Here is a 12,214-nt window from a genome sequence, read left to right as displayed (position 1 = left end):
TCTCAACCGCGTTCAGCGATGGAAGCGGCGCATCATGTATGCCACGGCGATAACGCCCACTGTCACCATAACGACAAAGGTCCAAGGCTTTTGCACGTCGAGAATCGCCATGATGGCACCTACGATGATCCCGACTACAACCAGGCCCACTACCGCCGTTGCCTGTGGCTTCCCTCGCAACACGTGGATCGCCCTTTCGCTTGCCGATCAGACGAGGACCACTATTCCGATGCCGAGTCCGAGGCCGACGACGGCCACGGTATCCGCGATCGTGCCCAGGCTGGACTTGAGGTCGTTCACGCTGTAGGCGCCGGTCGGGTCGGTGTTGTTGATGGGATCGGAGTTGTAGTAACGGTTACCGAACAGCGTCAGCCCACCCTTGAGGGTGGCGGCCAGCTTTCCCCACATGTGGCATGACGACGTGGTGTACACCGAAACCTCCTGCGCTCGGAGTACTGGGAGTCGCATGCCCACATCGTGCAGGTAGCGGACCGGTTCTCTACTCTGCGCACGTTGGCGCTGCGGCGAACTCACCGGCAGCCACCGAAGCCGAGGTCCCGGCGCTAGGGCCGTTCCAGCCGATCCCGCAGGCGCGCCAGGTCCGCCGTGATGCTCTTATTCACCTGGCGGCTCATCAGCGGCGTCGCCCAGCCGAAGAACCTCCCGGGCGAGCCGATCGCCCGGATCGCGACGAGCGTGCCGTCCGGTGCGTCCGCCAGTTCGTAGCGCACGGTCATGGGAAACGGCCGGTCGACCTTCATCTCGACGAGCCGGTCCGGTTCGGACCGGGTCACGGAGTAGCCGTAGTCGAACTCGCGGCCGAGGAACCTGGCGGTGCGCACCACGGTCGCTCCCTCGGTCAGCACACCGGGACGCGCCGGTCTGCTGGAGGTGATCCCACCGGTCCACTCGAGGTCGTGGGCAGGGTCGAACATGAACGCGGCGACCTCCGCACGCGGCCGGTGCACGAGCACCTCTGGCCTGACGTCGACGGCCATCGGCCACCTCCTGTTGAGCGACTCCACGCAGTCTGAACGTCGACGCCCCTCCTCGCAGGGGAAGCACGGTCTCCCCGGCAGGCCGGTCGCGGCAAGAGCCTGCAGGGGGCACTTCGAGTCAAGCGAAGTTCTTGGTGAAGAACTCGTCGAGCCTGACGAAGGGGATGAGGTCCTTGCGAGCCGCCAACATGTCGAGGTTCGCCATCAGCGGGAAGGCGAAGAACGACACCGGCGTCGTGGCGGTCCACGCGGTGGTCGAGTTGATCGAACACGGGTGGTAGCCGGCCGCCGCCCGAGCGAAGGCGAGGGAATCGCGTGCCACGCACCCATGACCACGCGCCACTGCGGGGCGTCACGGCGACTGTTCGGTGAGTGGCTGTGCGGTCACATCAACCCGGCCGAGTGGGCGAGGACCGCGAGGCGCACCCGGTTGTCCGCACCCGTCTTCGTCATGAGCGCCGCCACATGGGTCTTCACCGTCGTCACGCCCACGTGCAGCCGTGCGGCGATGTCGTGGTTGCCGAGGCCCTCGGCGAGAAGCACGAGCACGTCCAGCTCGCGCGGCGTCAAACCACGCAATGCGTTCGGCGGTTCCGGGCCGGTCTCCTCCCGGACCACTCTGTTCACCAGGCGCCGCAGCACACCGGGGCTGAAGGGTTGTTCGCCCGCGTCGGCGCGCCGGATCGCCGCCAGCAGTTCCTCCGGGGCGGAGTCCTTCACGAGGAACCCGTGCGCACCGGCTGCCAGCGCGGGGTACAGGTGATCGTCGTCGTCGAACGTCGTCAGGGCGACGACTCGAGATTCGGGGTTGTCGGTGAGGATCTTGCGGGTCGCCGCGATGCCGTCGACGACGGGCATGCGCAGGTCCATGAGGATCACGTCGGGCCGGCACCGCGCCGCTTCACGCACGGCCTCCGCGCCGTCGGCGGCCTCGCCGACGATCTGCACGTCCGGCGCGCTCTCGCAGAGCATCCGCAGACCCGCGCGCACGAGTTGCTGGTCGTCGGCGATGAGCAGGCGGATCATGCGGGCTGCTCCTGGCGGGGCACGCGGGCGCGCACGGCCCAGCCGTGTTCGGTGGGGCCCGCGCGGAAGGATCCTCCGAGCCGCTCGACCCGCTCCGCCATCCCGGTGATGCCGTGCCCTCCCGCGACGGCGGGAGGTGGCGCTCCCCCGGCGTCGCTGATCTCGACGTCGACGGCGTCGGCCGCCTCTCGCACGCTGAGCAGCACCGCCGCGCCCGGTTCGGCGTGACGCATCACGTTGGTGAGCGACTCCTGGACGATCCTCAGCACCACGAGGCGGCGTGACGCGTCCAGTTGTTCAGCGGTTTCGCTGATGTCGGTGCGCACCGCGAAACCTGCGCGCTCGCACCGCTCGGCCGCCTGGCGCACCGCTGTCCCGAGGCAGGCGGGACTCGCACCGACCGAGGAGGGGACCGACGGGTCGCGGAGTTCCGCGACCAGCTCCCTCAGGTCCCGCAACGCGGCTGAGCCGGTGGTGTGCACGTCGTCGAGCACCTCCCGCAGTTGTTCGGCACCAGTCGCGGCGTGACGCGCCACGGCCGAGCGCAGCACCATCGAGGACACGTGGTGGGCGACGAGGTCGTGCAACTCCCGCGCGACGGCGATCCGGTCGGCTTCCCGCGCCGCCGAGACCTCCGCGTCCCGCACCCGCAGGATCAACGCCTTCTCCTCGCGCTGCCGCGCCGCGAGCTCCCGCATCGACCTCAGGTGCCGTCCCGCGAGGACGGGAACAGCGATGACCAGCGCCAGCCTCAGCGCCACGGCCGCCGGCCGGTCGTCCTGCTGGGCGAAGAGGTAGATCGTGTCGACCGCGAGCGCCGCCCCGCACCCGATCAGCAGCCGCGGCCGCCAGGACCGCCGCATCGCGAGCTCGCCCAGCGAGAGACCCGCGCACACCTGCGCCACGCCGAGGCCCGGAGCGTCCATCAGGAACGCGGTCAGCACCAGTGCGTTCTGCGCCAGCGAGACCGCGAGCGGCCACCGCCTGCCCGCGACGAACACCAGCGAGGACGCCACCGGCACGACCCACGTCGACGGCCTGGTGTCGGGCGCCGGAACGGAGAGCCACAGCGTCGAGGCGACCACCAGGCCCAGCGGCGCGAATCTGGGTGCCCATCGCGCCACCACCGGCCACGCGCGGTTCCAGGAAGTCACGACGACGATCGTAGGTCGATCATGTACCCGCCACCTCCTACCGCGGTAGGAGGTGGCTCGTCCTCCAGGCCGCCGAGACGGACCCGGCGCAGGATGTGCCGCTTCCCGCCGATGCCGACGATGAGTTCCGTGCTGACACGACGTCCAACCCGGCGCAACGAACTCGGAGTCGCAGGATGATGATCTGGAGCAAAGCCCCGTCCAAGACGATCCTCGTCATCCGGCTGCTGATGGCGGCGATCTTCATCCTCTACGGGTGCGTCAAGCTGTTCGGCGGCCAGTACTACTACGGCGACTGGGACAACCTGTCCAAGTCGACGGTGGACGGCACCTCCCTGGTGTGGTTGTTCTACGGCTATTCGCCGTTCTACGGCCGGGTCACCGGCCTGTTCGAACTGGTACCGGCGGTCATGTTGCTGTTCCGCCGCACCACGTTCGTGGGAGCGGGCGCCCTCTTCGTGGTCGGGCTGAACATCACGCTGATGGACTTCGCGTTCGACTACCCCTCGGTGAAGTACATGGCCGCGCTGTACACCATCCTTTGTGGAGTTCTCGTGCTCCACGACCGCGGCAAGCTGCGCGACGCCTTCGCCGACCCGCTGGCAGAGCGACGTTCCCATGTGGACGCCGACGCGCCGAAGGGCCGGGGCTGACTCCGATGCCCAAGGCTGTGGTGGTCGGCTCAGGCCCGAACGGGCTGGCGGCAGCCGTCCGGCTGGCCCGGCACGGCGTCGGCGTGACGGTCCTCGAAGCCGCGGACGGACTCGGCGGTGGAGCACGGACGACCGAGAAGCTCGTTGCGGGGACGCTGCACGACGAGTGCTCGGCGGTGCATCCGACCGCCGTGCTCTCGCCGTACCTGCGGGAGCTGGGCCTGGAGCGGTACGGGTTGCGATGGCGGCATCCCGAGGTGATGCTCGCCCACCCCCTGGACGACGGTGCGTGCGGGGTGCTGCGCGGTTCGGCCGAGGAGACCGCCGCGGGTCTGCCGGCGGGCGACGGTGAGCGGTGGCTGCGGGTGTTCGGGCCTCTCGCCGCGCACGTCGAGACCACCGCGGGCGACCTGCTGGGACCCCTGACGCGGTGGCCGTCGCATCCGCTGCACCTGGCCCGGTTCGGGCTGCGCGCGGTGCCACCCGCCTCGCTGATGCGCAGGCTGTGGCGTTCGCCGGCCACGCAGAGCCTGTTCCTCGGAGCGGCCGCTCACGTGATGCACGACCTGCACGCACCGATGACCTCCTCCGTGGCGGCGATGCTGATCGCGGCGGGCCACCGGTTCGGGTGGCCGGTCGCGGAGGGCGGCTCCCAGGCGATCACGGACGCGTTGACCGGGCTGCTGCACGACCTCGGTGGCACGACGGAGACGGGCAGACTGGTCGAGTCCACTTCGGACCTGCCGGAGGCGGACGTCGTGCTGCTCGACACCACTCCCGCCTCGGCCGCGCGGATCTTCGAGGGCAGGCTGCCGAAGCGGGTGCACCGGGCGTACCACCGCTGGCGCCACGGACCGGCCGCGTTCAAGGTCGACTTCGCCGTGCGCGGCGGCGTGCCGTGGCGCAACGCCGCCTGTGCCGCGGCGGGAACCGTGCACCTCGGCGGCGGCCCGGACGAGATGCTCCGCACCACCTGCGAGATCCAGCGGGGCAGGATGCCCGCCGCGCCGTTCGTGCTCGTCGGCCAGCAGTACCTCGCCGATCCGAGCCGGTCCGCGGGCGACGTGCATCCCGTGTGGGCCTACGCGCACGTCCCGCACGGCTTTACCGGCGACGCCACCACGGCGATCATCGACCAGATCGAGCGCTTCGCCCCCGGCTTCGCGGACGAGGTCGTGGCCTTCTCCGCCAAGAATCCCGGCGAGCTGGCCCGGGGCAACCCGAACCACGTCGGCGGCAACATCCTCACCGGGGCCAACGACCCGTTCCAGCTGGTGTTCCGCCCCCGCCTGACACTGCACCCCTACGACACCGGCGTGCCCGGCGTGTACCTGTGCTCCGCCGCCACACCACCTGGGGCGGGAGTGCACGGCATGGGCGGATATCACGCCGCCGGGCGCGCCCTGCGCCACCTGGAACGCGCCAAGGGTGGCCGAATCCGAGTGTTGCAACCCGATTCGGGTGGATGACCCGAAACAACGCAACAGGGCAACTCTCTGCGGTATCTCTGTTACGGAGGGCAACATCGCTCTCTGTAACGCAGAACATGGGGAGTTCGCGTTGAAGAAATCGATTCTCGCCGCAGGGCTCGCGGCCGCCGTGGGTGTCACCACGGCGGCCGTGCCCGCGGCCATGGGGGAAACCACCGCAGCGCGGCACGTCGGCGCGGGTGGTCTGACGACGACGGTCACGCTGATCACCGGTGACCTCGTGCACGTGTCCAACGGGCAGGTGCGGACTCGCGCGGCGAAAGGCCGCGAAGGTGTCCGCTTCCACCACTACACGGACGACCAGGGCGACCTGCACGTCGTCCCTCTGGACGTCCAGCCGCAGATCACGGCGGGCGCGCTCGACCAGCGGCTGTTCGACGTCTCGCTGCTCGCGCAGTCCGGCTACGACGACGCCGGGCGCGACACGATCCCGTTGATCGTCCAGGGCGGCGCGCCGCGTTCGGCGGACGCGAAGTCGTTGCCGAGCATCGGCGCCCACGCCGTCACGGCCGACAAGAAGGGCGGCTTCTGGTCGGCGGCGCGCACCACCGGCGCGGCCAAGATCTGGCTCGACGGGAAGATCACCGCCTCGCTCGACCGCAGTGCCGCGCAGATCGGCGCACCGCAGGCGTGGCAGCAGGGCTTCACCGGGTCCGGCGCCACGGTCGCCGTGCTCGACACCGGCATCGACACCACGCACCCCGACCTGCAGGGCGCCGTGGTGGAGGAGAAGAACTTCACCCCGGCCACCACCACCGACGACAGGTTCGGCCACGGCACGCACGTCGCGTCGACGATCACCGGTGACGGCAGGTACAAGGGCATCGCGCCGGACGCGAAGCTGTTCAACGGCAAGGTGCTCGACGACAGCGGCGGCGGCAGCGAGTCCGGCGTCATCGCGGGCATGGAATGGGCCGCCACCAAGGCGGACGTCGTCAACATGAGCCTCGGCACCAACGCACCCAGCGACGGCACCGACCTCGTGTCGCAGGCCGTCAACCGGCTCACCGCCGAGCACGGCGCGTTGTTCGTGGTCTCGGCGGGCAACTCGGGCGGCCCGGTCGCCTCCCCCGCGGCCGCCGACGCCGCGCTGACCGTCGGTGCGGTCGACCGCGGCGACAAGCTGGCCGGCTTCTCCAGCCGCGGCCCGCGCACCGGTGACGGTGCCATCAAGCCGGACATCACCGCGCCCGGTGTGGACATCGTCGCGGCGAAGGCGAAGAACGGTGTCATCGGCACCCCGGTCGACGAGGGACACGTGTCCCTGTCCGGTACGTCGATGGCGGCACCGCACGTCGCGGGGGCGGCGGCGATCCTCGCGGCGAAGAACCCCACGTGGTCCCCGCAGGACATCAAGACGGCGCTGATGAACTCCGCCAAGCCCTACGCGGACTCCGGCGTGTTCGACCAGGGCGCCGGACGCGTCGACGTGGCGCGCGCGGTCACCACGAGCCCGGTGGCCACCCCGGCCAGCGTCGGCTTCGGCACCGCGCAGTGGCCGCACGACGACGACCAGCCGATCACCAAGAAGATCACCTACCGCAACACCGGCACCGAGCCGCTCACGCTCGACCTGACCGTCACCGACCAGAAGCCGGCGGCGGACGGCCTGTTCAGCGTGTCCCCGGCGAAGCTGACCATCCCGGCGGGCGGGACCGCGGAGGCCACGGCCACCGCTGACACCCGCGTGGCGGTCCCGGACGGCGTGTACGGCGCGGCGATCCTCGCGTCCAACGGCGTCCGCGTGCCGATCGGCGTGCACAAGGAGCCGGAGAGCTACGAGGTCACGCTCAACTACATCGGGCACGACGGCAAGCCCGCCGACGCGTGGCGCTACATGCTGCTGGGCCACGACCGCCGCACGTTCGTCGACGGCGCGGCCCCGACCGGCACGACGAAGATCCGGGTGCCCAAGGGCAAGTACCTCGTGAGCACCTACTTCGACACGCCTTCCGGTGATCCGGCCGTGCGCAGCAAGCTCACCGTGGCCTACGAACCGTCCATCGAGATCACCGGCACCCGGACCCTGACCTTCGACGCCCGCACGGCCAACGAACCGTCGATCACCGTCGACCGCCAGGACGTCACGCAGGCGAGCGGGTCGCTGACCGTGCAGTTCACCACCGGGGACTTCGGTTTCGGCAGCGGCTGGGGCACCGGGGACTGGAACGGCTTCTACGTGCACCCCTCCGCCACGTCGCACGAGGGCTTCACGTGGTCCGCGAGCAGCGTGCTCGCCAAGCAGAACGCCGACGGCACCTTCTACGGAAGCCCGTACCAGTTCCACTCGCAGGCCGTGGGCGAGCACAAGCTCCCCGCCGCGATCAGGCACAGTGACCGCGAACGCGACATGGCCCAGGTCGACACCACGCTGAAGGCCCGCGTTCCCGGTTCGAGCGCCAGCCGCAACAACGGCGTCTACGGCCCGCTTCCCTTCAAGCTCAAGGAGTTCTACACGCCCGGAGTGCCGTGGAGCCGGTCGCTGTTCGAGGAGTTCGGCCCGTCCGTGCCGCCGACCGTCGTCGCCGACGCGAACCCGAAGACGTTCAAGCGCGGCGCCAAGAGCACGGAGCGGTGGAACGCCGCGGTGTTCGGGCCGGCCTTCCCGGCGCTTCCGGCCGAGGCGGCCGGGGCCTGGGCGGGACGGCAGGGTGACCAGCTGTTCGTGAACGCGCAGCTGTTCGCCGACGGCACCGGCGAACACCGGACGATCGACTTCGGCAACAGCAGGGGCAGCACCAAGCTGACCGCGAACGGCGCGGTGGTGGCCGAGTCCGCGGAACCGGGTTACCTGTTCACCCCGGTCCCCGCAGCGAGGACCAGCTACCAGCTGCACACCGAGGGCACCCGCGCAGGGCTGTCGTCCAAGGTGACGGCGGACTGGACGTTCAGCTCGGAGACCGTGCCGGGCGACCGCGCCAAGGCGTTGCCGTTGCTCGCGGTCCGGTTCGAGCCGAAGCTGGACGACGACAACCAGGGCCGCGCGGGCAGCGTGCTCACGGTTCCGGTGACGGTGCAGCGCAACGGTGCCGCGGCAGATGTCACCGACGTCCGCACGCCCCAGGTCGAGGTCTCCTACGACGAGGGCAAGACCTGGCAGCGGACGACCGTCTTCAAGGCCGGCGACAGGTGGCTGCTCACGCTGCTGCACCCGAAGGGCGCGAAGTCGGTGTCGTTCAAGGCGAAGACCGGTGACGCGCAGGGCTCCGTCGACCAGACGGTGGTCGAGGCGTACACGCTGAGGTGACGCGGGTGGGGAGGGGCCGCCGGCCTCTCCCCACCTGTGTTCTGGGCGGCGAGGAGATCACGCCAGGTGGGACGGGAGCGCGTGGTTGGTCACGGCGTCTGTTCCGGCCAGATGGTGATGCGCCATCGTTCGACGTCGCGGATGTTCTCGCGGTGTTCGTGGTGGCGTGCCTTGTAGGCGTCCTCGCGCCCTTCGCACGCCACTGCGCAGCTGATCGTCCCGGCGGCGGGTGCGGGCAGTTCGAGGGCTGGGTAGCCCTCGGTGTCCACGAGGGCGATCTTGTTCGAAGAGCTCCTGAACGAGTGGCGCGGCTGCTGGCTGAGCAGCTCCGGTGGAACGTCGGAGGCGCTGTCGAACACTTCGAGCCGCACATGGGAGCGTCTGATGACTGTCCACGAGGTATCGATACCTGTCTACTTCGCACGGTTCTACCTCGTGAGCTACCCGCAGCGGCTCGAGGAGGACCCGCGGCTTGGCTCCCTTGCTGAACAGCGGTGATTCTGCTGGTGTCCCAGGTCGGACGTGTTCGGGACGACCCGCCTGATCATCACGGGGTGTTGTGCGCCCCACACGGCGCGTATCATCTTGCGCTGGCTCCGACCACCGACGAGCCAGGTCCGAGAGGTCCGTGGGAGACGTCGAGACAGTGCGGCCCACCATCGGCATGATCACGGCAGGCCCGCTCATCGAGCTCGCCGGTGAGCAGTGGCAGGGCGTCAGCGACGGCGTCGCGGCCGCCGGCTGCGACCTCGTCTGCTTCGTCGGCACCGAGCTGGCCCATCCGGACCACCACAAACGGCAGGCCAACGCGGTCTACGACCTCATCGCGCCCGGCCGGATCGATGCGCTCGTCATCTGGACGACGCGGATCAGCCAGCAGATCGGCGAGGCCGCGATGCGCGAGTTCGCTGAGCGCTACGCGCCGATCCCGATCGTCAGCGTCGAGGCGCCCCTGGCGGACTGGCCGACGGTCGTGATGGACAACCGCAGTGGCATGGACCAGGCGGTCAGCCACCTGATCGAGGTGCACGGCCATCGACGGATCGCGTTCGTCCGCGGGCCGCTGGCACACGTCGGCGCGCGGGACCGCTACCAGGGGTACGTGGACGCGCTCGCCCGGCACGGTCTGCCCTTCGAGCCGGGGCTCGTGACCGAGCCCGCGCCGTCCTGGGATCCCGCCGCCGCGGCGGACGCGGTCGCCACGATGCTGGACGAGAGCGCGGAGCCGCCGGACGCCTTCGCGGCGGCCAATGACGAGTTCGCGCTGGGCGTCGTGACCGCGGTGCAGGAGGCGGGCCTGCGCACGCCGGAGGACGTGGCGGTCATCGGGTACGACAACCACACGTGCATCCGCTCGAACGACCTCGGTTACCAGGCGCCCGCGCGGCCGGCCTCGGGCAGTGTGCACCGCCGGGTCAACATCGACGCGGGCACGCCCGCGCTGACGACGGTGCGGGCTCCGTTCTTCGAGATGGGGCGCCGGGCCGCCGAGATCGCGCACGCGATGGTCCGGGGTGAGCCCGCGCCCGCGCTGGAGGTCGTTCCCACCGAGCTCGTGGTCCGCCGTTCGTGCGGTTGCATCCCCTCGGGCAACGGGATCTCGGCGCCGGCGCACGGTGAGCTGGCCGTGCCGGAGCACGACACCGCCGAGGCGGTCGCCGCGAACCTGCGCCAGGGGCTCGGCCCGAAGTCGGCCGTGCTGCCGGTCGGCTGGGCCGAACACCTGATCCGCCTGTTCCTCGACGCCGGACGGCCGGAGGGCTTCCTCGCCGCGTTCGCGGAGCACCTGCGCGACAGCGCCCGCGCCGGATGCGCGGCGCAGTCGTGGTGGGCGCCGTTGTTCTACCTGCGCCGGTTCGCTCTCGCGCGCGGCATCGACGAGGGAGCGGTCGAGGACCTGTGGCTGCGGGTGCAGCTGATGGTGTCCGACGTGGTCGAGCGGGAGAGGACGTTCGAGTACCTCCTGCACGAACGGCAGGACCAGACCGTGCGCGAGGCGGGCCAGCGGCTGATCGTCTCGCGGGACGTCGCCGAGCTCACCGCCGCGCTGGTGGCCGAACTGCCCAGGATGGGGATCCCCGGCTGCCACGTGATGACGTTCGAGCCGACCCGCGGGTGGGCGCGCCCGCTGATGTCGTACGAGAACGGCGAACTCCGGCCGGAGCGCACGGAGCTGACGTTCCGGTCCACCCAGCTCACGCCCCACCGGATCGACCGGCCGGCGCCCGGCAACTTCGTGGCCGCCGCGCTCTTCGGGCTCGAGGAACAGCTCGGGTTCGTGCTGTTCGAGGTGGGCGCGATGCCGGGCTGGGTCTACGAGGCGATCCAGCAGCAGCTCAGCAGTGCGTTGCGCGGCATCAGGATGCTCGAGCGGGAACGGCAGGCCCTCGCCGAGGCCGAGCACGCGCGGCGCTCGCTGGAGCTGGCCCACGCCGAGCTGGAGGACCGGGTGCGGGAACGCACCGCGGCACTGGTCGACGAGATCGCCGAGCGCGAACGGCTGGAGGCACAGCTGCGGCACGCGCAGAAGATGGAGGCGATCGGCCGCCTCACCGGTGGCATCGCCCACGACTTCAACAACATCCTGACCGTCATCAACGGCAACAGCGAGGCGTTCCTGCGGCGCTGTTCGCCCGACGACCCGCGACGCCCGGAGATCGAGGACATCCAGCACGCCGGTGAGCGGGCCGCGAACCTCACCCGCCAGCTGCTCGCGTTCACCCGCCAGCAGGTGCTCGACCCCGAGCGCCTCGACCTCAACGCGACGATCACCGAGGTGCGGGCCATGCTCGCGACCCTGGTCGGCGAGGACGTGGAGCTGGCGCTGGACCTTCCCCCGCACGTGTCGCCGGTCTGGGCGGACGCGGGGCAGCTCGAGCAGATCCTGTTCAACCTGGCCGCGAACGCCCGTGACGCGATGCCCGGCGGCGGGGTGCTCGGCATCAGCACGGACAACGTGCACCTCGACGCCTGCCACTCCGGTCGCATGGTCGACGTGCGTCCCGGGGACTACGTGGCGCTCAGCGTGAGCGACACCGGCACGGGCATGGACGAGGCGGTCCAGGCGCAGATCTTCGAGCCGTACTTCACCACGAAGCCCGTCGGCAAGGGCACCGGCCTCGGCCTGGCGACGGTGTTCGGCATCGTGCAGCAGAGCGGCGGACAGATCGACCTGACGAGCACGCCCGGCGCGGGTACGACGATCACCGTGTACCTGCCCCGTGCGCGGACGCACACCGCACCGCTCCCCCACGCCACGCCCCGGACGTCACCTCCGCGAGGGTCGGAGACCATCCTGCTGGTGGAGGACGACAGCCAGGTGCGCGCCGTGACACGCCACTCGCTGGAACAGAGCGGGTACGCGGTGATCGAGGCGCGCAACGGCCTGCAGGCGCTGAAGCTCGTCGACACCCACGACGACATCGACCTCATCGTGACCGACGTGGCGATGCCGAAGATGGGCGGACCCGAGCTCGCGGCCACGGTGCGGCGGATCCAGCCCGGTCTGCCCGTGCTGTACGTGTCCGGCTGCACGACCGCGGACGAGCTGGACCCCACGGCGGTCCTGCTCCCCAAGCCGTACGCGGAGATCGAGCTGCTGCACGTGGTCCGCAGGCTGCTCGACCAGGCGGTCTGATCACGGCCG

The 12,214-nt window shown here is 70.4% G+C and carries 10 protein-coding genes; 4 read left to right on the top strand and 6 right to left on the bottom strand.

The annotated features are described in order from the left end of the window. Positions 1-207 precede the first annotated feature (207 nt). The 5 genes from ORI60_RS23895 to ORI60_RS23875 all read right to left on the bottom strand — a co-directional run bounded on the left by ORI60_RS23895 (position 208) and on the right by ORI60_RS23875 (position 3,178). Positions 208-432: a hypothetical protein gene (locus tag ORI60_RS23895; protein ID WP_266039963.1), complete on the bottom strand. Its 225-nt coding sequence runs from the start codon at positions 430-432 to the stop codon at positions 208-210. Positions 433-563: 131 nt separating this feature from the next. Beyond that, positions 564-998 (bottom strand): SRPBCC family protein, encoded by a 435-nt coding sequence (locus ORI60_RS23890; protein WP_266039962.1) that lies wholly within the window; start codon positions 996-998, stop codon positions 564-566. 118 nt (positions 999-1,116) lie between these two features. After that, entirely contained in the window at positions 1,117-1,320 is a 204-nt protein-coding gene (locus ORI60_RS23885; RefSeq protein WP_266039961.1) for a hypothetical protein, read from the bottom strand. Positions 1,321-1,382: 62 nt separating this feature from the next. Further along, complete coding sequence (locus ORI60_RS23880; RefSeq protein ID WP_266039960.1) at positions 1,383-2,024, bottom strand: response regulator; 642 nt, start codon at positions 2,022-2,024, stop codon at positions 1,383-1,385. Further along, positions 2,021-3,178: a sensor histidine kinase gene (locus ORI60_RS23875; RefSeq protein ID WP_266039959.1), complete on the bottom strand. Its 1,158-nt coding sequence runs from the start codon at positions 3,176-3,178 to the stop codon at positions 2,021-2,023. Before ORI60_RS23875 ends, ORI60_RS23880 begins: the two co-directional genes overlap by 4 nt. Positions 3,179-3,354: 176 nt before the next feature. On the opposite strand from ORI60_RS23875, the gene ORI60_RS23870 reads away from it, so the two are divergent. The 3 genes from ORI60_RS23870 (at position 3,355) to ORI60_RS23860 (ending at position 8,568) form a co-directional block, all read left to right on the top strand. Further along, on the top strand, positions 3,355-3,831 hold the full coding sequence (locus ORI60_RS23870) for a hypothetical protein (protein ID WP_266039958.1): 477 nt from the start codon (positions 3,355-3,357) through the stop codon (positions 3,829-3,831). Between the two features lie 5 nt (positions 3,832-3,836). Further along, positions 3,837-5,300: a phytoene desaturase family protein gene (locus ORI60_RS23865; protein WP_266039957.1), complete on the top strand. Its 1,464-nt coding sequence runs from the start codon at positions 3,837-3,839 to the stop codon at positions 5,298-5,300. A gap of 91 nt (positions 5,301-5,391) precedes the next feature. Continuing rightward, positions 5,392-8,568 carry a S8 family serine peptidase gene (locus ORI60_RS23860; protein ID WP_323055934.1) on the top strand — a complete coding sequence of 1,059 codons (3,177 nt, stop codon included), beginning with the start codon at positions 5,392-5,394 and terminating at the stop codon, positions 8,566-8,568. 89 nt (positions 8,569-8,657) lie between these two features. On the opposite strand, the gene ORI60_RS23855 is transcribed toward ORI60_RS23860, so the two are convergent. Next, positions 8,658-8,939, bottom strand: coding sequence for a hypothetical protein (locus ORI60_RS23855; RefSeq protein ID WP_266039956.1), 282 nt, complete (start codon positions 8,937-8,939; stop codon positions 8,658-8,660). Between the two features lie 257 nt (positions 8,940-9,196). Here ORI60_RS23855 and ORI60_RS23850 point away from each other — a divergent pair, with 257 nt between their 5' ends. Then, positions 9,197-12,205 (top strand): substrate-binding domain-containing protein, encoded by a 3,009-nt coding sequence (locus ORI60_RS23850; RefSeq protein WP_266039955.1) that lies wholly within the window; start codon positions 9,197-9,199, stop codon positions 12,203-12,205. Positions 12,206-12,214: the final 9 nt, after the last annotated feature.

This window comes from Lentzea sp. NEAU-D7, assembly GCF_026242055.1.
GTDB lineage: Bacteria > Actinomycetota > Actinomycetes > Mycobacteriales > Pseudonocardiaceae > Lentzea.
This window is presented reverse-complemented; position numbering and strand designations above follow the sequence as displayed.

Bases quoted from the DNA above. Each gene is read 5' to 3' on its own strand.
- ORI60_RS23890 (WP_266039962.1), bottom strand. From the start codon at position 998: ATGGCCGTCGACGTCAGGCCAGAGGTGCTCGTGCACCGGCCGCGTGCG.
- ORI60_RS23880 (WP_266039960.1), bottom strand. From the start codon at position 2,024: ATGATCCGCCTGCTCATCGCCGACGACCAGCAACTCGTGCGCGCGGGT.
- ORI60_RS23870 (WP_266039958.1), top strand. From the start codon at position 3,355: ATGATGATCTGGAGCAAAGCCCCGTCCAAGACGATCCTCGTCATCCGG.
- ORI60_RS23865 (WP_266039957.1), top strand. From the start codon at position 3,837: ATGCCCAAGGCTGTGGTGGTCGGCTCAGGCCCGAACGGGCTGGCGGCA.